General features: G+C 66.9%; 16 protein-coding genes. 6 read left to right on the forward strand and 10 right to left on the reverse strand.

What is annotated here, in order from left to right; all coding sequences use genetic code 11:
• Positions 1 to 1,079 precede the first annotated feature (1,079 nt).
• The gene (locus A3CQ_RS60365) at positions 1,080 to 1,217 is read left to right on the forward strand and encodes a hypothetical protein (protein WP_157295094.1); all 138 of its coding nucleotides are present in this window, start codon (positions 1,080 to 1,082) and stop codon (positions 1,215 to 1,217) included.
• A 334-nt stretch (positions 1,218 to 1,551) separates the two neighbouring features.
• A complete protein-coding gene (locus A3CQ_RS0100010) occupies positions 1,552 to 4,173 on the forward strand; it encodes an NACHT domain-containing protein (protein ID WP_020508848.1) in 2,622 nt (873 codons plus the stop codon).
• Positions 4,174 to 4,741: 568 nt separating this feature from the next.
• Here the strand turns inward: A3CQ_RS0100010 and A3CQ_RS0100015 are convergent.
• The 8 genes from A3CQ_RS0100015 to A3CQ_RS0100050 form a co-directional block, all read right to left on the reverse strand.
• Positions 4,742 to 5,458 carry a MerR family transcriptional regulator gene (locus A3CQ_RS0100015; protein WP_020508849.1) on the reverse strand — a complete coding sequence of 239 codons (717 nt, stop codon included), beginning with the start codon at positions 5,456 to 5,458 and terminating at the stop codon, positions 4,742 to 4,744.
• 54 nt (positions 5,459 to 5,512) lie between these two features.
• A complete protein-coding gene (locus tag A3CQ_RS0100020) occupies positions 5,513 to 6,883 on the reverse strand; it encodes a serine hydrolase domain-containing protein (RefSeq protein ID WP_020508850.1) in 1,371 nt (456 codons plus the stop codon).
• A 199-nt stretch (positions 6,884 to 7,082) separates the two neighbouring features.
• A complete protein-coding gene (locus A3CQ_RS0100025) occupies positions 7,083 to 7,505 on the reverse strand; it encodes a PIN domain nuclease (RefSeq protein WP_020508851.1) in 423 nt (140 codons plus the stop codon).
• The gene (gene vapB, locus A3CQ_RS0100030) at positions 7,496 to 7,720 is read right to left on the reverse strand and encodes a type II toxin-antitoxin system VapB family antitoxin (protein WP_020508852.1); all 225 of its coding nucleotides are present in this window, start codon (positions 7,718 to 7,720) and stop codon (positions 7,496 to 7,498) included. The genes A3CQ_RS0100025 and vapB overlap by 10 nt, the downstream gene beginning before the upstream one ends.
• 111 nt (positions 7,721 to 7,831) lie before the next feature.
• Positions 7,832 to 8,740: an SIS domain-containing protein gene (locus A3CQ_RS0100035; protein WP_020508853.1), complete on the reverse strand. Its 909-nt coding sequence runs from the start codon at positions 8,738 to 8,740 to the stop codon at positions 7,832 to 7,834.
• 42 nt (positions 8,741 to 8,782) lie between these two features.
• Positions 8,783 to 9,619, reverse strand: a complete 837-nt coding sequence (locus A3CQ_RS0100040) for a carbohydrate ABC transporter permease (protein WP_020508854.1) — start codon at positions 9,617 to 9,619, stop codon at positions 8,783 to 8,785.
• Positions 9,619 to 10,569 carry a carbohydrate ABC transporter permease gene (locus A3CQ_RS50825; protein WP_020508855.1) on the reverse strand — a complete coding sequence of 317 codons (951 nt, stop codon included), beginning with the start codon at positions 10,567 to 10,569 and terminating at the stop codon, positions 9,619 to 9,621. The genes A3CQ_RS0100040 and A3CQ_RS50825 overlap by 1 nt, the downstream gene beginning before the upstream one ends.
• Complete coding sequence (locus A3CQ_RS0100050; RefSeq protein WP_020508856.1) at positions 10,569 to 11,894, reverse strand: extracellular solute-binding protein; 1,326 nt, start codon at positions 11,892 to 11,894, stop codon at positions 10,569 to 10,571. Before A3CQ_RS0100050 ends, A3CQ_RS50825 begins: the two co-directional genes overlap by 1 nt.
• Positions 11,895 to 12,141: 247 nt before the next feature.
• On the opposite strand from A3CQ_RS0100050, the gene A3CQ_RS0100055 reads away from it, so the two are divergent.
• On the forward strand, positions 12,142 to 12,900 hold the full coding sequence (locus A3CQ_RS0100055; protein WP_020508857.1) for a DeoR/GlpR family DNA-binding transcription regulator: 759 nt from the start codon (positions 12,142 to 12,144) through the stop codon (positions 12,898 to 12,900).
• Positions 12,901 to 12,939: 39 nt separating this feature from the next.
• On the opposite strand, the gene A3CQ_RS0100060 is transcribed toward A3CQ_RS0100055, so the two are convergent.
• A complete protein-coding gene (locus A3CQ_RS0100060) occupies positions 12,940 to 13,809 on the reverse strand; it encodes a fumarylacetoacetate hydrolase family protein (RefSeq protein ID WP_020508858.1) in 870 nt (289 codons plus the stop codon).
• A gap of 124 nt (positions 13,810 to 13,933) precedes the next feature.
• Here A3CQ_RS0100060 and A3CQ_RS0100065 point away from each other — a divergent pair, with 124 nt between their 5' ends.
• The 3 genes from A3CQ_RS0100065 (at position 13,934) to A3CQ_RS0100075 (ending at position 18,385) form a co-directional block, all read left to right on the forward strand.
• On the forward strand, positions 13,934 to 14,704 hold the full coding sequence (locus A3CQ_RS0100065) for an IclR family transcriptional regulator (protein ID WP_026205133.1): 771 nt from the start codon (positions 13,934 to 13,936) through the stop codon (positions 14,702 to 14,704).
• Positions 14,705 to 14,948: 244 nt separating this feature from the next.
• Entirely contained in the window at positions 14,949 to 16,385 is a 1,437-nt protein-coding gene (locus A3CQ_RS0100070; protein WP_245576957.1) for an extracellular solute-binding protein, read from the forward strand.
• A 26-nt stretch (positions 16,386 to 16,411) separates the two neighbouring features.
• Complete coding sequence (locus tag A3CQ_RS0100075) at positions 16,412 to 18,385, forward strand: ABC transporter permease (RefSeq protein ID WP_020508861.1); 1,974 nt, start codon at positions 16,412 to 16,414, stop codon at positions 18,383 to 18,385.
• Between the two features lie 20 nt (positions 18,386 to 18,405).
• On the opposite strand, the gene A3CQ_RS0100080 is transcribed toward A3CQ_RS0100075, so the two are convergent.
• Positions 18,406 to 19,821 carry an RICIN domain-containing protein gene (locus tag A3CQ_RS0100080; RefSeq protein WP_026205136.1) on the reverse strand — a complete coding sequence of 472 codons (1,416 nt, stop codon included), beginning with the start codon at positions 19,819 to 19,821 and terminating at the stop codon, positions 18,406 to 18,408.
• Positions 19,822 to 19,937 lie beyond the last annotated feature (116 nt).

Below are 19,937 nucleotides of genomic sequence, written 5' to 3' on the forward strand. Positions count from 1 at the left end.
GCGGACGTGACGACGAACACCGACTACCCGTGCGACCACGACCCGACCCCGTGCCCGGGACCGATCATGCGGTGGACGATCCACGTCACGGTGACGGCCTGACGCGTCGGGACGGCAGGGCCGTCGACGTTGGCCCTGAACGGCCGACCGGCTCCGGCGATCCGCTCGGGCCATGGGCTGACGCGCACACATACGGGCAGATCAGCTGCCGAGGCTGCTGACGAGCGACACCGGCGGTGCGGGCGGACGTGTTGCGGCGCGGGCGGAGGCGATGGGTACGGGGCCGCAACGCCGATGGCGATCGTGGATCGGATCAGTCTGGCGGCACTGCGACGGGTGGCCGTCGGTGAGCTGGTCAGGGTAGGCGTCGGCGCACGGCCGTAAGTGTGACAATCGACCCCTGAACAGCGTGAATACGGTTCGGGTTCTGCCACATCCGGTCCACACCGAGACGGATACCCAAACGGAGGGGCAGACGCACCCCCGACGGACCAGCATCGTCTCTAGGTATGACCCGGTGCCGGCGATGTCAGAGGACGTGGTTGGGTGGTCGCCGACTACAGCGCCCTTGACGGGCGGATCTCTTGCGACGGGGCCGAGGATTCGTTTTCAGTATGGCTGGCGCCGAGGCCCGGCCGGCGCAGCGCGCGGTTGAGGCGACGGCGCCGCTCGGCTGCGCTCGGCTGAGGCTGCCCGGTCGCTATGGGCGACAGCATTGCTTGTACCGGCGCCCTGATCCGCATCAGCAACCTGGGCAGTAACGTGCGGCCAGCGGGTTACAAGCGCGTGGTACTACGGCTCGGGCCAGAAGACAGACGTCACAGCCGTCGTGTGGTCGTACTGATCGTCCGATCCGGCGGGCGACCACGTGTGTGTGTGTTCATGATCGATCAGGCGAGGAGGTAGGTGGAGTCGTCGAACTCGGCGGTCACGTTGAGTCGCACGCCGAGGGCTTCGACGTTGGCGCGGAGGACGGAGATCGAGACGGTGTCGAGGTTGCCGCGCTCGACGCGGGGCTCGGTCGCAGTCTGCGAGGCGCGCCCTCATGTTTCGGCGCCTGCGGTACTCACCTGGCCATCGTGGTCGACACCGCCCCGGCCATCGGCATACGTGTGCCGTTCTGTCCTTCGGTGGACTCGCCGGAACGCCGCCAGCAGCCCCTTTACGCTGGCCTGATCGAAATCATGCAAACTGATCGACAGAAGCCATTGATTTGATCTTCAGTCTCCAGATAATAAGAACGATCAATCAAGGTCGCTTCCTTTCGCCAGAGCCGGATCGATGTCACCCGGCCGCAAGGCCAAAGATCAAGTCCGCCAACGGCTCGACGCATTGTCGACATTCACCCGTTTGGGTGAGTGTGCTCCCATGGACGATGCTTGGCGCGAACGGGTGTGTCCGGTTGCGGCGCTATAAGACCATCGTAGGCACCGGAGTGACGGCTTGCTATTCCCGGAAGTGTTTTTGGCGGCGGGCAAGGCAGCGATAACTGCTGCGGCTAAGGCTCTGGCCGGACCCATGGCTCGCAATGCATCCACTCTGCGGCAACGAATGCGCATCGCTGACGAGGCCATGACCATGTTGACCTCAGGCGTCGCCGTTGCTAACCAGCCCTTGCGCCGGCTGTCGGAGGCGCCGTTCGTCGACAGCCTTTCGCCAGAGCAGGTCAAGAGTTTTCTCGACTTCGTCGAGTCCGCTCAATTCGAGAATGTCGTGCGGCAGGCGACTATCGCCTATCGCGACTACGAAACTCGATTCGCCCTGCGTGCACAGTTGCACCATGGGCTGCGGCATCGGGGTGGCTTCAAAGAATCCGAACTGTACATGGCCACCGACACCCTCGAAGAACTGATGAACACCGCGGTGGACACCGTGCGCAGGCTATCGCCCACGGGCTCTGCCTTCGAGACCGGACGGGATGTAGCGGCTGCGGCGAGCGTCGCTGCGGCTGCTGTACGGAACGGCGAGCTCCTTGCGCGCATCGCCACGATCGCCGGCATCAACGAATTCGGCAACCGTCTGCGGAGCGCAGCACGGTTCGGACACGAAAAGCTTGAGGTTGCCGCGAGTAGCGCGCGCCGACGGGTCGACTACTCACAACTCTATGTCGATCCTCGTCTGCGGCCTTCCGCGTCGCTACCTCCGCTGATCACCGCGGATCCGTCATTCACCGTCACGCTCGCGGATTTGCTTGATGGTGACCGTCGATGCGTCGTGCTCGGTGATCCGGGCGCCGGTAAGTCGACGCTATCAGCGAAACTGACGCATGACCTGGCGGCCGACCGCTTGGACGGACTAGAAGGCCAGATACCTGTTCTGCTCCGGGTTCGCGAACACACGCGTTCGCTGCGAGCCGAGCATCATCCACTCCTGCACTATCTGGAGGCGTCGTGCCGTCGGCCACACAACACCATTCCACCCCCCGATGCCCTCGAATACTTCCTGCTCAATGGGCAGGCAACAGTGATCATCGACGGGATCGACGAACTCGGCGACACCGCTGACCGGCGGTCCTTTCTAGACCTCGTCGAGGGATTCATTCACCTATTCCCGCTGGCCCGCGTCGTTGTCACCTCGCGCACAGTCGGCTACACCGACGCCGCGCTCGATATCGAGCTGTTCCCTATCTTCCAGTTGCAGCCATTCGATCAAGACCAAGTCCGTCAGTACGCGGACAACTGGTTCAAGATCGACGAGGCTGAGGGGTCGGACGGCCGCGGCGGCCTAGTCGAGGCATTCATGCACGAGAGCGAACCAGCCGCCGACCTGCGGTCGAACGCCTTGTTGTTGTCGCTGTTGTGTTCGCTTTATTCGGCGCGCCGGTCCATCCCTAACAACCGTCCCGAGATTTACAATCGATGTGCCAACTTGCTCTTCGAGACCTGGGATCGTCAGCGCGGAATCGAGGTGCTGCATCGGTATGAGGCCTCAATTCGTCCAGCCGTGCAGAAGATGGCGCTGCACCTGTTCACAGACAGTCGTGCCCGACAGGCACTGCCACGGAGCGAGTGGGCTCGGTTCCTCGCCGATTACCTCCACGCGCGTCGCTTCAGCGATATGAACGACGCTGAAGCCGCCGCTTCTGATTTTCTGGAATTCTGCGCCGGACGCGCTTGGGTCATTACTGATGTGGCATCCGACCAGTTTGAGCCGCACTACGGTTTCGTCCATCGCACCTTCCTTGAGTACTTCGCCGCCGCTCAGCTCGTCAAGGAGCGCCCGCGACCAGCTGCCGTCCTCGACAAGATCGCCCCTTATCTTGGAGAGGGCTCGTGGAGGGTTACCGCGCAACTGGCCGTGCAGATCCTCAACGAAACATTTGAAGACGGCGCCGACGAACTGCTGAAAATCATGCTCATCGCGATGGGAACCTCTGCCCATTACGCGAAGGCGCCACAGGCCTACCTGAATTTCATGGCCGAGTTGCTCGAAATTGTTGCGCCGTACAGCGATACAGTCGAAGTCATCGTCGACCGCATCGTCTTGGCAGCTTGTCATGTGCCGCAACGGTCGAGACTGACCGTGCCGGAACTGCTGGGCACCTCAGACGATGTGCCAACCCGGCTCGCTGGACGTACCGACGAGGCGCTTGTCTCGCTGATCAACGTCACGTCGCCGGACAACATGGAGCGGATCGCCGACGCCATATCCGATCGCGTACGGGAATATGCGGCCTCCATGCCGATCGACTCCTCGGCCGGCTTGCTTTACACCGTATTGAGCGCCGGTCACTTCGCTACTTCAGAGGTAGGTGATCGAGTCGCGAAACAGCTAGCCCTCCTCGAAACACCGCCCGCTGCGGCGCGATGGCAACAGCTAGCCAACCTCCCGACCGTGGAGGATCTTGAAGCCCGGGGTTTCCACCTCCTCTTTCAACGAGCGCTATGTCTAGGCCGTTACCTTCCGACCCCCCTCAACGCCATGATTGGCAATTATCTCGCGCTGCCCGAATCATCAGCTCAACGGGCAACCGAACTTCGCCGTATCGACTCGACTTTGGCTAGCTACTTGCCGTTCCTCGAGCCCAGTCAGTCGGAACGGCTCACGTTGAGTCTTGAGCCTGCCGAAGTGCCCGACGACACGTGGGTATGGCTAGTCCAGCAACCAGGCATGCTCTCGCAGAAGGCTCGACAGTCGCTGGCGATTCTGCTGTGGGGCCGGCCCACGCTGTAGCTTCCGACAGCCGCCCCGAGACGCCGTTACCCCGCGAGGCCGTGCTCTGCTGCTGGCGCACACAGGCGAGTCGGCAGGTCAACGATGGCTGTCGTCATCCAGCTCGGCGACGGCGGGTCTGTTGATCATGAGTGGTGTTCAGAGGCGTCGACAGTGCCGTGGGCGGTGGAGGCTCACGTGCGGCCAACCTGGCATCTCATAGTTGATCGGTCATGGATTGGAGCCCGTCCGCTTCGCTCCGCTAGCTGCGAGGCGACCCCGTTAGCCGAGCTCAATGTCTCCCCGAACGGGCCAATCGTCTGGGCAATGGGTCGCCGACGACGGCAATTGAGCGGTTCGCATGGTGCAACGTCCGGTCCAGCCGAGGTACGCGCTCGCGAACACCTCGTCAGTCGGATCCGGTTCGCTGGAGGGCCGGTAGGCGCGGCGGGTGTCGCCGCGTCCACCCGGATGGCTTCGTCGCGGAGCACCGGAACACCGCGACAGTCTTCTAGCGCGGGCATGTGAGGTGGTGGTCGGAACCACTCACTGCTCGCTGGAGGAGGTGGATGTCGTTCCGGCGAAGGTCCTACCCGCCGGTCAGCTCGGCGATCCGGTTCCAGGCCGGCGAGACGGCACCCACCGAGGCGGCGATCAACTTCGCTAGCTGCGCGTCCTCGGCCGACGGTGGATCTGCTGGGGCTGGTCGGTTGGCCATCCACCGCACCATCCGCTCTGCCAGCGCGGGCAGCCGGGAGTCGGTTGGTGGCAAGTCGAAGGCCTCGTCGTACTCCAGATAGATCGCCTGGAATTCGTGAGACGTGATCGCCTCTTGTTTGTCGGCGACCCAGCCGGCCGCCAACCGCGGTGCCACCGACCGCAGCAGGATCCAGCCGTCGCGTTCCATCCGGATCAGGCGTTGGCTGATCCCGAGCCGCTGCAGCTCGTCGAGGTAGTCGGAGACCTCGGCCGAGACGAACAGCCGGTCGCCGACGTTGAGCTGGGCAAGCCGTTCCCGAGTGCGGAGGAGCTCCTCGGCCCGGTCCCGCAACTGACGGTCGATCTCGATGATCGCGGCCGAGAATCGGTCGGGTTCGGCGGCGAGCAGCTCGTCGATGCGGGCCAGTGGCACGCCCGCCTCAGCCAGCGTCTTGATCTTGACCAGGTCGACGGCGTGCCGGGCGGTGTAGCGCCGATAGCCGGACGCGTCGCGCGGCGGCTCGGCGAGCAGCCCGCGTTGGTGGTAGTGGCGCACGGCCTTGATCGTGACGCCGGCGTAATCGGCGAGCTGGCCGATGGTAATCACTGTTCCGCTCCTCTCGACGAGCTCGCCGTCTCCGGGTCGAGTATGGTCGCTCGATCAAGCCGAGGGCATCCGCGTGGCGGCCCGGCCGGCGAGGTCGAGGCCAACGACCGCACCGCGCTCGTCCCGGGCGAAGAAGCCGCGCTGCCCCGTCAGCCCGCCCTCGGTGATGATGTAGCCGTCGTCGGGCAGGAGACCCATCGCCGCCGGCGGGTAGTCCGGCGGCATCTCGGTGTCGGCCGCCGCCCGGATCTCCGGTTTGATCCCGACCGTGAGCCTCATCGCCACCTCGTCGGCCTCGACGACAAGGATCATGGCATCGCTCTGGTACTGGCCGGCGACTTCCCGGGCCCGGGCCGGATCGTGCGGCAGCGGCTCGGGATCGCGGTCCACCACGCCGAGATAATGCGCGAGCGCCCATCGGACGACGGTCTGATTGAAGGGAATTCCGCCCGGCGCCGCGTTGGTCAAGGAAACAACGGCAAAATTCCTTTCCGGTACGATCAGCAGCTCGGCAAACTGGCCGTGAGCGGATCCGCCGTGCCCGATGGTGCGCACCCCGTCGACGTCACGCAGGAACCAGCAGATGCCGAACGCGTTGCCGAGCGTGCTGCCCCGCAGTTCTACGGTGGACGTTCGCATGCCGTACAGCGTCTCGTTCGGCAGAACCGAGGCGTCGCCGTCGAGGTGGAACCGGGCCCACCGGATCTGGTCGGCCACCGACGACATCAGGCCGCCGCCAGGATTGTTGGCGCGCCACCGCCTCCAGCCCGACGCCACCGCCGGGTTGCCGTCGTCGCCGGGGTTGTGGCCGACCGCGAACCGCCGGGTCAGCACATCCCCCGGATGGAAGAAGCTTTCCGCCAACCCAAGCGGCATGAGGAGCAACTCGGCAACCGCCCGCTCGTAGGTGAGGCCGGTGACCTTCTCGATGACCCGGCCGGCGAGGTTGTACCCCGCCTGGCTGTACGAGGCGCGGACGCCCGGCGGCGCGATGAGCTTCAGTCCCGCCAGCTGCGCCGCGTGGGCGGCCAGCGCGTCATCTCCGTCGCCGGTGTCGACGAGCACCGCCCAGTCCAGCCCCGACGTGTGGTTGAGCAGTTGCCCCACCGTGACCTCGGCTGCGGCCCGCTCGTCGGCCAGCACCAGCTCCGGAACGTATCGACGCACCGGCGCGTCGAGTTCGACCCGCCCCTCGGCGACAAGGCACATCAGCGCGGTCGCGGTGTACGTCTTGGTGATCGAACCGAGTTCGAACAAGGTGTCCGCGGTGACCGGCAGCGGGTTGTCGACGCTCGTCACGCCATGGCAGGCGTATGCCTCCTGGCCGTTGGCCCACACCCCGACCGCCACGCCGGGGATGCCGAACTCGGGGCTGGTCGCCGTGACGAATGTGGCCAGGTCATTGTCGTTTCCGTTTGCGTTCATTCCCCCATGCTCGAACCCCGCCCCTGGGTCAAGGTCAACCCTTCCGGCCAAACTCTTGTGACCTGGATCGGCCCGGTGCTGAACCGCCCCGGTTTGGTAGCCGGCGTTTCGGCTGAAACCCTCTCGGCGCCGGCAACCGGACCCCACGTCATGGGTGGTGGCGCTGGGCGGTCGGGTCGCGCCTGGCGTCTGAAGGCGGTCAGGCTTGGACGTCCAGAGATTCGATGGCCTGGCCGGTGATCGTGGCGATGAGATCAAAATCCTTGTCGACGGCGAGGACGACGAGCCCGGCCTTCTCGGCCGTGGCCGCGATCAGCAGATCAGGAATTGACGGTCCACGGTGCTGGCCGCGGTCGGCCAGGAGCATCTGCACCTCGGATGCTCGGTCCTCGATGGCCGGTGTGAGGTACTCGATCGGCATCAGCGCCAGCGGCGGTGATGCGAACTGCCGGCGTCCCGCTTCTCCCGAGCGTGCTGAGAACCCGAGTTCGAGCCGAGTGATCGTGGAGAGCCGGACCAGGCCACGGCTGATTCGTGAGTTCCACTGGTCCCGGTTCGCTGCTTGACCGAGCTGGAGCCGAACGTACGCGGACTTGTCGATCAGCCAGTTCGTCACCGCCACGCCTGCTCCATCACCGATGGGTCTGCGAGGTCTGCGAAGACTTCTGCGGAGCGCTGCCAATCCTCGGCCGTGACCGTCTGGTCGCCGGTGAGATTGCTACCTTCCTCGAACTTGCGGCGCAGGTATTCGTTTCGTGACAAGCCGAGATTGGCGGCAGCTGCATCGATGCGGTCGACGGCCTGCTGGCTCAGGTCACGGATGAGGATGTTGGGCACGGTGCACCTCCGAGCGAGAGTGATATCACGATATCACGTTCGGCGTCGGGGCGCCCCCAGGCTTTGTGCCGTGGGTAGCAGGGTAAGCGGGGCACCGCGCGGCGTCGGAGGTCAGAGGACCACCACGGATCGGGTCAGGTGCGCCGGGACGTCCGCGTCCCGGCCGCCGGCCGCCGCCCAGGCGACAGCGTGGCGCTGGACGGCGATCAGTTCGGCCTGCGGGTCGCGGCTGGCCTCGCGTACGGTGGCGCCGGTGGCCTCGATGGCCTCGGCCTGCACCGGGGTCAGCGGGGTGAGCGCCCACACGAGGGTGCCCGGGCCGGCCACGCTGATCGGGCCGTGGCGATACTCACCGGTCGCGTAGGCCTCGGCCCACATTCCGACCGACTCCCGGCACTTCAGCGCCGCCTCCTGGGCCAGGGCGGCCGCCCAGCCGGTGCCGAGCACCACCAGCTGGCGGGGCACCGGGGTGGTGGTCGGTTCGGCGAGCGCGGAACGCGCCTGTTCGACCAGACCGGCCACGTCCGGCCCGGTCGCGCCGAGGTGGGTGCGGAGCAGGGTGAGCAGAGTGGTCGGGAACCGGGTCTGCACGACGCTGCGCTCGTCGGCGTACGACAGGTCGACGATGTCGGTGGCGAGCGCGCCCACCGGCGTACCCAGCTCGCCGAGCACCGCGGTGACCGGCGTGCCGGCCGGCAGCACCTCGAGGGCTTGCACGACCTCGGTCGTCGTGCCGGAGCGGCTGATCGCCACCACCCGGTCGTAGTCGCGCAGCACGGGTGGCAGCTCCGAGGCGATCTGCGCGTCGGTGACGCCCAGGCCGGACTGTTCGCGCAACCAGGCGTACGCCCCGGCGACGTAGTAGGAGGTCCCGCAGCCGAGCACCAGCACCCGCTCGCCAGCCGCGGGCAGCCCGGCCGTACGACCGGCACCCTGCTCGTGGGCGCGGGTCCAGCAGTCGGGCTGGCTGGCGATCTCCTGGGAAGTGATCCGTCCGAGGGTGAGGGAAGTGTCGGTCACGATGACTGATCCTTCTGTCGGTCTGGGAAGGCGGGCCGGGTGTTACTTGACGCTTCCGCTGAGGAGCCCGTTGACGATGAACCGATTGAGGGCCACCGCGATCACGGCCGGCACGGCCAGGGCGAGTACGCCGGCCGCGTTGAGCAGCCCGAACGGCACGGTGTGACGGCCCTGCAGCGCGGCGATGGCGACGGTGAGCGGCTGGGTCGACAGGTCGCTGGAGAGCACCAGCGGGAACAGGAACTGGGCCCACGCGAACAGGAAGGTGATGATGGCCGTGGACACGATGCCCGGCCACGCCAGTGGCAGCACGATGCGCCACAGGATCTGCATCCGGCTCGCGCCGTCGACCTGACCGGCTTCCTCGATCGCGATCGGCAGGCTGGTCATGTAGCTGTGCAGGATCCAGGTGGCCAGCGGCAGGAAGCCGGAAACATAAACCAACACAATTCCGGTGTACGTGTTGACCAGGCCGAACAGGCTCATGATCCGGTACAGCGGGATGAGCGTGGTGTAGGCGGGGAAGGCCATGGTGGCAAGGACCGCGTAGAACAGCAGGTTCCGGCCCCGGAAGCGCATCCGGGCGAACGCGTACGCGGCGAGGGTGGCCAGCACCACGGTGACGATCGTGGCGGCCGTGCACTCGACGACGATGTTGATCGAGGAGCGGCGGATGGTGTCCGGGATCTCGCCGGCCCCGCTCAGCAGCGCGTGGTAGTTGCTCAGCGTCGGGCTGGGCGGCAGATAGTGCGCGGGCTTCGCGCTGATCTGCGCGTCGGTCTGCAGGCTGGTGTTCAGCGTCCAGTACAGCGGCACCAGCGACCACAGCACGATGAAGAGGATTCCGAGAGTCCGGACCCAGGGACGGCGTCGAGGCATCAGAACTCCACCTGCCGGTAGACCAGCTTCACGACTCCGAGCGAGAGGATCAGTGTGGCGACGGTGATCAGCAGCGAGAGCGCGTAGCCCTCACCGAAGTCCAGGTTCTGGAAGCTGATGAAGTAGGTCTGCATGGTCAGCGACGCCCCGGTGTCGGCCGAGCCGTTGAGCACGTACGGCTGGTCGAACACGTTCAGCGTGGCGATCACCGCCTGCACCATGGCGATCGCGATGCCGGGCCGGGCCAGGGGCAGAGTGATCCGCCGCAGTGCCTGCCAAGGCGTGCAGCCGTCGAGCACCGCCGCCTCGTAGAGCTCGCTCGGGATGTTCTGCAGCGAGGCCAGGATCAGCAGCGTGGACAGCGGGGTCATCTGCCAGACCTGCACCAGTTCGATGGCGAGGATGGTCAGGAACCGGTGCTGGCCGAGGAACACCTGGTAGTGCGAGATCAGGTGGGTCGAGGTGAGCACGCTGTTGAGCAATCCGATGTTGGCGTCCCAGATGCCCGTCCAGACGAGACCCTCGACCACGCCGGGCAGCGCCCACGGCAGGATCAGCACGGCGATCAGGATCGACCGGCCGCGGAACGGCCGCTGCAGGGTCACCGCCATGACGATGCCGAGGACCGTCGACAGCAGGACGCCGATCACCACGTACAGTCCGGTGTTGACCAGGCTCGACCGGATCGCGCCGTCGGCGAACAGGTCCCGGAAGTTGGCCAGGCCGTTGAACCTGGTCGGCGGGTCGAGCTCGTCGACCCGGAAGAACGACTGGACGATCGTCACTCCGGCCGGCACCAGGGCCAGCGCGAGGATGAACAGGGCCAGGGGTGTGACCAGGGCGTACGGCAGCAGGTCGAAACGCCGCCCGCGAGGCCCGGCCCGGCCGGGCCCCGCGGTGCCGGTCGGCGGCACGTCGTGCCGCCGGCCGCTGTGAGTACCGACCGTCATCAGCTCGACAGCTTGTTCGCGGTGCCGGCCATCGCCTTGATCGCGTCATCGACGCTCATCGAGCCGGTCGCCGCGGCGTGCAGGCTGGTGTAGACCGACTTGGAGAACTCCGGGTACCACGAGGGCGCGCCCTGCGGGAACACCGGCTTGGCACTGTTCTTGAGCAGGTCGGCCAACTGCTGGCCGCCGATCAGCTTGCCCTTCTCGGTCAGCTCGGTCATGCCGGCCAGGCGCGACGGCAGGAAGTAGCCGGGCATCACCTTGTCCGGCCCGCTCGCCCCGGCGAAGTCGGCCTGGTTCTGCGCGTTGGTGAACCAGTCGATGAACTTCGCCGCGGCGGCCGGGTACTTGGCCTGGCGCGGTATGCCGATGCCGTCCGGGTTGCTCATGTTCGGACCGGCTCCGCCGACCCCCGGGGTCGACAGGTAGGCGACCTGGTCGACCACCGTGGACGAGGCCGGCACGCTGTACAGGCTGCCGACGTTGCCCGAGTAGTCGGCGAAGGTGCTGGCCACCACGCCCTTGGCCATCAGGGTCTGCTGGCCCTGACTGTCGGCCACGTTGATGTTGCCGGGCGGCACCAGGCCCTGCTTGATCGCGTCGACCATCCACTGCGCGGCCCGGTAGCCGGGCGAGTCAGGCGTGGCGAACTGCGGCTTGCCCGAGCCGTCGAGGATCGTCCCGCCGAACGCCGCGGTGGTCTGGTACCAGTACGTCGACAGGCCCTCGGCCGCGGCGAACGGGATGTTGAGCGGGTACTGCGCCACGTTCTTGGACTTGATCTGCTTCAGGTCGGCGGTGTACTCGTCGATCGTGGTCGGCATCGTGCTGATGCCGGCCTTCGTGAACAGCTTCTTGTTCACGGTGGTGACCAGGAACGACGCGTCGTACGGGATGCCGACGACGTGGCCGTTGGAGCTGAACGAGGTCAGCTGCGGCATCTCGGCGGCCAGCGCCTTGGTGTCCAGGTAGTTCTCCATCGGGTAGAACCAATTGAGCTTGCCCAGCTGACCGACCCGCGACCAGTCCACGTCGGTGGCGTCGGCGAAGTAGGTCTTCGCGGTGGCCGCCGCAGCGATCTTGGTTTGCAGGCTGTCCCAGTCGGTGTTGGTCCACTTGACCGTGATGCCGGTGCTCTTGGTGAAGGCGTCGATCGAAGCCTGCGGCGGAGGCTCGGTGGCGAGGGCGACGGTGATCGTCACGCCGGTGGTCTTGTCGGAGCCGCCGCTGCCGCTCTTGCCGCCGCCGCAGCCGGTCGCCACGGCGCCCACGAGCACCAGGGCGCCGGCCAGGTAAACAGTTCGGGAGTATCGAAACGCGGTCATCACGGTCAGCCCTTCTCGTAACTGACAGCGCGGTCCCTTTGCGCACTCCGATGCACATCTGCGCAGTTCCGGGGCCGCAGTGGGACGACTATTGCACCGCCTGCGCATACGGTCAATCGAAAGTTGCGCGATCATTGCGTAATGCGCAGTCTTTCTCGGATTCACTGCGCGAATCGCGCAACAGTTTTGAGCGAAGGCGCAGATCGGCCGTTTCGAGTTGCGCGACCGGGGTGTTATTTTCTCCGGCATGCAACGCAAGCAGCGCCTGCGCGAGATGGTGGCGGCGATCGTCGAGCGGGGCGGCCTCGACGTCGAGGCTCTGGCCGACCTCTTCTCCGTCTCGCCCGCCACCGTCCGCCGCGACCTTGAGCTCCTCGAGAAGCAGCGGCTGGTCAGCCGCACCCGGGGCGGCGCGACCACGCACGCCTCGTTCAACGACCTGCCGCTGTCCTACAAGACCGAGCAGGACACCGGTGAGAAGCGGCGGATCGCCCGGCAGGCGCTGCGTTTCCTGGAGGGCGCCCGGGTCATCGGCACCACGGGCGGCACCACGGTGTCGGAGTTCGCCCGCCTGCTGATGGACCGGGACGGGCTGACCATCGTCACCAACGCCCTCAACGTGGCCACCTACCTGGTCGCCAACCCGCGACTGCGGGTGTTCTCGGCCGGTGGCGAGGTGCGCAGCAGCAGCCAGGAGGCGGTCGGGCCGAGCGCGGAGAGGTTCATGGCCGACTACAACATCGACGTCGCCTTCATCGGCGTCGACGGCGTCGACGCCGCGGCCGGCTGCACCAACTACGACCCGGTCGGCTGCCGGGTCAATGCCGTGCTCCGGGAGCAGGCCCGGGTCAGCGTGGTGCTGGCCGACGCCACCAAGATCGGCCGGGTGGCGCTCGCTCAGGTGTGCAAGATGTCCGATGTGGACGTGCTGGTCACCGACGACCGGGCGAGCGGCAGCGCCCTCGACGCGATCCTGGCCCAGGGCTGCCAGGTGCTCACCGTCTGAGCGGCGATTGCGCGTTCACTGCTCGAAGTTTGCGCATTGTCACGGTTGCGCCTTCGCACCGGTGGCAGCGCCGATCGCGACGACGGGGTTGGTCAGCGTCCCGAGTGCCGGGGACGTGATCTCGATCGTGTCGCCGGGTCGCACGGTGAAATCGGCGTCCGGCACGACGCCGGTGCCGGTCAACAGGATCACACCGGCCGGAAAGCTCAGCGCCCGGAACAACCAGCCGGCCAGGTCCTCGAAGCCGCGGGCCATCGCCGACGTCGAGGTCGTTCCGGCGTAGGCCTCGCGGCCCTCGCGCAGCACCCGCAACCCGATCGGGAACGGACCCGGGTCGACCGCCCAACTCGGCACGATCGCCGGTCCCACCGCGCAGGAGCGGTCGTAGATCTTCGCCTGCGGCAGGTAGAGCGGGTTCTCACCCTCGATCGATCGGCTGCTCATGTCGTTGGCCAGTGTGTAGCCGAACACCTCGCCGGTCGCGTTGAGCACCAGGCCGATCTCGGCCTCGGGTACATCCCAGCCGGAGTCGGCGCGGATCCCGACGGCGTCGCGGTCGCCGACAACCCGCCACGGGCTGGACTTGAAGAAGATTTCGGGGCGGTCGCTGTCGTAGACATGGTCGTAGAGGGCGCCGTGCCCGGATTCCTCCTTTCGTCCGTCGCGGCTGCGCAGGTAGGTCACCCCGGCCGCCCACACCTCCTGCTGGTCAACGGGTGGCAGCGTCTCCTCGCCGGGCATGTCGCCGCCGGCCTCGCGGGCAGCGGCCTCGACCACCGCCCGGGCCTGGCCGAGCGGCACGGCGAGCAGGTCGGCGAGAGTGCCGTCGAGCTCACCCCATTCGCCGTCGTGGCAGACCGCCCAGCGTGACGTGCTACCGGCCCGCAGGTGGTGAAGGGAGATCGGCATCTGACCATCCTAAGTCTGGGGAACTGTGGCTGTTTCTGATCTGTCGAGACCGCCGCTACCCTGTTCAGGTGCTGTTCCGTGGAGATCGCTGACACGGCCCGGCATTTCGAAGGGACTCATCGACATGCCCCGTGTGGTACCGGCGGTCATCCGCGCACTCGACATCCTGGAACTGTTTCTGGAGCGTCCTCAGCTGTCGGCCCGTGAGGTGGCCGAGCGGCTCGACCTGCCCCGCACCACCGTCCACGAGCTGCTGGTCACGCTCGTGGCCCGCTCGTACCTGATCTCCGTCCCCGGCCAGCCGGTGCAGTATCGGCTCGGTATGCCCCTGTTCCTGCTCGGCGCCGCGTTCGCGGGTCGGCTCGACCTGGTCCGCGAGGCGCAGAGCGTCGCGCGGGACGTGGCCGCCGCGTGCGACGAGGCGGTCCACGTGGCCGTGCTCGACGGCGCCGACGTCGTCTACCTCGTCAAGGTCGACAGTACGCACCCCGTCCGGATGGTCTCCGGGGTCGGGCTGCGGCTGCCGGCCCACTGCACGGCGGTCGGCAAGATCCTGCTGTCGAGCCTCGATCCGGCGAGCCTGGACGCCGTCCTGACGAAGGGCGCCCTGCCGGGCATGACGCCGGAAAGCATCACCGACCCGGACTTCTTGCGAGCACATCTCGAAGGCGTCCGGGCCGAGGGCGTCGCGGTCGACATCGGCGAGTCCGACAGCGCCATGCGCTGCGTCGCCGCGGCGATCCGAGACCATTCGGGCGCGACCATCGCCGCCATGAGCATCTCGGCGCCGATCATCCGCTGGACGTCGCCGGCGCCGGCGGAGTGGACCAAGCTCGTCCGCGAGGGCGCGGCGTCGCTGTCCGCCCGGATGGGCTACTCGGCGCAGCCACTGTAAGCGGACATCAGATCGAAACATTGACACCTTTCGAGGTAGTCCTCTACCGTCGCGTCCAACCACAATACGGTATATCGAACTGAGTTCGAGATTTCGAACGGCTCGCGCCGCTCCCCCGGCCCGATTGCCGATCACATCGCCACTGCAGGGCAACCCAGCGCGCGAAAACACGCCCCATGTCGGACCGAAATCATGGGGTTTCAGCTATTTCAGCGAGCGGATCGGCGGTAACGAAGGAGGGGGAATGGCTATGAAGGAAAACCTGTCCTGGTCCCGGCGCGAAATTCTGGGGATGGGGGTGGGGGTGCTCGGCGCAGCCGGTCTGGCCGCGTGCGGGGGCACCTCCGATCCGGCCCCCAAGGCGCAGGCGGAGGTTCCGCAGGAACTGGTCGATGCCGCGTCGTCGATGAAGGGCTCCTCGATGGGGGTGCTGTCGCAGAAGCTGTACTCGACGGCCGCCAACGAGCAGCTCGACGGGGCGATCGCGAAGTTCGCCGGCGCCACCGGGACGAAGATCGAGAACAGCCTGGTCCAGGCCGACGCCGGCGACGTGGTGGCCAAGATCGACGCCGAGGTCAAGGGCGGCGTGGCGCGCGACCTGGCGTTCATGACCGACTCGCGGTTCGTCGCGCAGTTCCACGCGCTGGGCGATCTGGAGGACGTGACGGACGTCGTCACGGCGCTGACGGCCAAGTACGGCGAGCCCTGCGCCGAGGCCAAGAACTTCTGCGTCTTCGACGGTAAGTGGTTCGCGATCCCGTACCACTTCATCGGGATCGGGTCGTTCCTGCGCAAGGACTGGATGCGGGAGAAGGGCATCTCGCCCAAGGACGTCTACACCTGGGAGGAACTCCGGGATCTGTGCCTGGCGATCTCCGATCCGGGCAAGCGCCGGTTCGGCTGGGGCATGACGCTGAACCGGTCCGGTGACGGCAACGGCATGATCGAGGCTTTGATCAACTCCTACGGCGGGGCGATCGCCTCCAACGACGGCCGGAAGGTCACGTTCGACTCCTCCGAGACGGTGCAGGCGGTGACCTTCCTGGGCGACATCTACACCAACCCCAAGTACAAGCCGATGTTGCCGCCGGGCGTGGCCAGCTGGACCGACACCAGCAACAACGAGAACTGGCTCGCCGGAATCCTCGGCTACACCCGCAACAGCTTCAGCGTCTACGCGGACTCCAAGACCAAGAAGAATCCCGTGTACGGCAACACCCACGTGTTCTCCGACTGCATCGGGCCGGCGACCGACAAGTCCCTGCTGCTCGGCCAGTCCCAGGGCTTCGTCGTCTTCAAGGGCGCCAAGAACCCAGCGCTCGCCAAGCTCCTGGCGCAGTACCTGGTCAGTGCGCCCGCGCTGATCGGGGTGTCGAAGGAGGCGCCCGGCCTGGTGATGCCCGCCTGGGAGAAGGTCTGGGACGCCGACCCGTTCTTCACCAGCGGCGACCCGGCGTTCCCCATGGTGCGCAACATGTCCCAGCAGTCGCTGCCGCTGTCCACCAAGAACGGCCTTGCCTTCCCGCAAAAGGCCAGCGCCGGCCAGCAGGCCGTCGTCGCTGCCTACGTCCTCACCGACATGATGCAGCAGGTCGCGCAGGGAACCGCGGCCGCTCAGGCCGTGCGGGCGGCCCACGCCAAGATGGTGCAGATCTTCGCTCAGCAGGGGCTGCCGCAGTGAGGTCGGTCCGATCAGCGCCGGCCCCGGTGACACGGCCATCCTCGCCACCGGGGCCCGGCTCCCTCACCAAGACCCAGCGGCGGCTGGGCCGGGACTGGCGGCTGGCCGCACTGTTCCTGGCGCCGACGGCCGTGCTGGTCGGTGGGCTCGTGCTCGTGCCGATCGCCCGGTCGATCGTCACCAGCACCACCGAGCGGCACGGACAGGACAACGTGTTCGTCGGTCTGGACAACTACCTGGCCCTCGCCGGCGACGAGCAATTCCGCACGGGCGTGGTGAACTCGTTCGTCTTCACCGCGTACGCCGAAATCTTCAAGGTGGTGCTGGGGCTGGCCGCGGCCCTGCTGCTGCACCGCCGGCGGCGTGGGCGGGCGCTGGTGACCGGGCTCCTGCTGATGCCGTGGGTGGTGCCGACGGTGGTGACGGCGTTCAGCTGGCGCTCGCTGCTCGACCCGATCTTCGGCAGCGTCAACGCCCTGCTCACCGCGTCGGGGATCGGGCCGCTGCTGGCCTCCGCCCACCTGGTCGACAGCTGGCCGGCGGGCTGGCTGTCCGACGCGTCGCTGGCCATGCCGTCGGTGATCCTGGTGAACGTGTGGAAAGGGGTGCCGTTCTTCACCGTCTGCTTCCTCGCCGGCCTGAAGGCCATCCCGGCCGACCAGTACGAGGCGGCGACCATCGACGGCACCTCGGCGTGGCAGCGGTTCGTCCACGTGACGCTGCCCGGGCTGCGCCATGTGATCACCGTGACCGTCACGCTGTCATCGATCTGGACGTTCAACAACTTCGACCTCATCTGGCTGCTGACGCAGGGCGGCCCGGGCAACGTGACCGCGCCGTACGTGCTCGTCGCCTATTCGAAGGCGATCCTGCAGCTGCAGTACGGCGCCGGGGCGGCGGTCACGCTCGTCATGCTCCCGATCATCGCCGCGCTGGTGTTCTTCCTGGTCCGGACGTTGCGCGCGGACACCGGAAACAGGCCCCCGCCCCGATGGACCGGCCGGTCGCGCACGGCGCTGCCGTGGGTGCTCGCCGCGGTGTTCACCGGCGTGCTGGCCTGGGCGTCGCCCCACATCTTCTGGAAGGCGGCAGTGGTCCTCGGCGTGATCCTGCTGATCGCGGCCGCGGCCGGCCGGGTGGTCTCGGCGCTGGAGGCCCGGGGAGGCCGGCGCGCGTCGTCCCGGGTGTCGGGCGTGGGGTCCGGGGTCGCGCTGGCCGGGCTGCTGGCCTTCGCACTGGGCCCGCTGTACTGGATCGCCGTCACGGCCTTCAAGTCCGAGGGCCAGGTCGTCACGCGCGAACACGACCTGTGGCCGACGCCGTGGACCTTGGAGCAGTTCGGCGCCCTGTTCACCAACCAGCCGTTCGGCCGCTGGTATCTCAACACCGTGCTGGTGTCCGCGGCGTCGACCGCGGTGGCTCTGGCCTGCGCGGCCCTGGGCGGATACGCGCTGGCCCGGCTGCGGTTCCGCGGGACGCAGGGATTCACCGTCACGGTGCTGCTCACCTACGTGATGCCGGGTGCGCTGCTGTTCATCCCGCTCTACCAGCTGCTCATCGGGGTGCGGCTCACCGACTCGATGTGGTCGCTGGTGCTGACGTACCCGACCTTCACCCTTCCGTTCGCCACCTGGCTGCTGGCGGGATATTTCGCGTCGATCCCGGCCGAGCTGGAGGAGGCCGCACTGGTCGACGGTTGCACCCGCGTCCAGGCGTTCCGCCGAGTGGTGCTGCCGCTTGCCAAGCCTGGTTTGCTGGCGGTCGCGCTGTTCACTCTGACCAATGCCTGGAACGAGTTCCTCTTCGCCTTCGTGTTCATCACGAAGGACGAGTACAAGACTCTCCCGGTGGGGATGCAGTCGATGATCGCCGGGGACGTCGTGCCGCAGGGACAGCTCGCCGCGGCATCGCTGCTCGTCAGCATCCCCGTTGTGGTCATGTACGCCTTCGGACAACGCTTCCTGTCCGAGGGGCTCACCGCGGGCGCGGTGAAGGGCTGACCGGAAGAACACCGTTGGTACTAGGACTGGGTGCGGCTCCACTGCTGGTTGGTGCCGTTGTTGCAGGTGTACTGCTGGATGTCGGCGCCGTCGGCGGTGTTGGCGTTGACCACGTCGAGGCATTTGCCGCTGTGGCGGGCCTTCAGCGTGTTGTAGCCGCCGGTCGCGGTCCACTGCCACTGCTGGTTGGAGCCGCTGCCGCAGGTGTACTGGATGATGTTCGCACCGTCCGCTGTGGACGCCGAGGACACGTCCAGGCACTTGCCGCTGTTCTGGTTGACGATCCGGAAGTACCCGCTGCCCGCGTCCTGGAACTCCCACTTCTGGTTGCCACCGCCGTTCCAGGCGTACTGCTTGATCTCGGTGTTGTTGGCGGTGGAGGCGCCGACCGCGTCCATGACCTTGCCGCTGTTGCGGTTGGTGATGCGGTAGTAGGTCGCCGCGTTTCCGCTGACGGTTCCGGCCGCGGCGTCGATCGTGACGCTCGGGTACCAGGAGAGGCTCATGGTCGTCGCCGAGGGAAAGGCGATCGGCAACCAGACGTACGAGGAGTTGTTGACCGGCCCGCCCGACGCGCCGGCCCAGCGGTCGCCCAGGTACAGGTAACTCGTGGTCGATGTGCCCTGAACGGGCAGGACGTAGGCGGGTTGCGAGCCGAAGGTGGTCGAGTCGCCCACGTTCGACCATCCGGTCCACGGGCCGGAGACGCTCGACGCGGTGGCGTACTGGGCCTGATTCGGGTTCCAGCCGGTGGCGGCCGAGGTGAGCATGAAGTACGTGCTGCCCCGCTTGAACAGGGCCGGCGCCTCGCGGTGCGCGTCGTTCCAGAAGTTGCCGACCACGCTCGCGATGCCGCGGAAGTCCGCGGTGAGCCGGTAGATCATCAGGTCGTAGTTCTCGTCCGCCGCCGAGACCATGTACGCGGTGCCGTTGTCGTTGAACAGCGTGATGTCGCGGGACATGTAGCTGCCCGAGGGGCGAAAACTTCCTTGATAGGTGTACGCCCCATCGACCGTCGACGAATACGCTACGGCGGCCCGCGCCTCGCTGTAGTCGGAGCCGTTCTCCTTGTGCATCCACATCACGTACTGGCCCGTGCTCGCGTTGTAGATGACCTTCGGCCGCTCGATGTTGGCGCCCTGCAGCTCGGCGGCCGAGGACGGCGTCAGCACGTTGTTACGGAATTCCCACGTACGCAGGTCGGTGGATCGATAGACCGAGACGGCCTTGAACGTGTCGTCGGCGTTCCGGTTCTCGCCGAACCAGTAGTAATAGGAGCCCACCTTCAGCACTCCCCCGCCGTGCGCGTGGACGACCGCGCCCGACGTGTCGGTGAACTGCGTGCCGTTGACCACGGTGACGGCCGCCGCCCGGGCCGGGGTAGCGGCCAGCGCCACCATCGCCAGGACGAGCGCGACCACGACTCCCTTACGCATAGGCCGTTGGTAGCCGACCGAACGGTCGCGGCGCCACGATCCGGTCGGGATCGTCCACGAACGAAACCATCCGAACATCGTTGACGATCGATATCGTGGCGCACTACGTTCACCAA

The sequence above is a fragment of the Paractinoplanes globisporus DSM 43857 genome, assembly GCF_000379645.1.
In the GTDB taxonomy this organism is placed as follows: domain Bacteria; phylum Actinomycetota; class Actinomycetes; order Mycobacteriales; family Micromonosporaceae; genus Actinoplanes; species Actinoplanes globisporus.